Below are 256 nucleotides of genomic sequence, written 5' to 3'. Positions count from 1 at the left end.
GCAGTCTCGCATGAGTCCCCAACTTGATGCTGGTAACATGCGACAAGGGTTGCGCTCGTTGCGGGACTTAACCCAACATCTCACGACACGAGCTGACGACAACCATGCACCACCTGTGTGATCCATAATTATCCCTCTATCTCTAGAGTCTTTGTATCCATGTCAAGGCCTGGTAAGGTTCTTCGCGTTGCTTCGAATTAAACCACATACTCCACCGCTTGTGCGGGCCCCCGTCAATTCCTTTGAGTTTCACACT

General features: G+C 50.8%; 1 rRNA gene. It reads right to left on the bottom strand.

What is annotated here, in order from left to right:
• Positions 1 to 256, bottom strand: a 16S ribosomal RNA gene (locus NE665_RS24465); the annotation flags it as partial.

Origin of the sequence: Clostridium sp. DFI.1.208, from assembly GCF_024463855.1 — a bacterium.
Classification (GTDB): domain Bacteria; phylum Bacillota_I; class Bacilli_A; order Erysipelotrichales; family Erysipelotrichaceae; genus Clostridium_AQ.
This window is presented reverse-complemented; position numbering and strand designations above follow the sequence as displayed.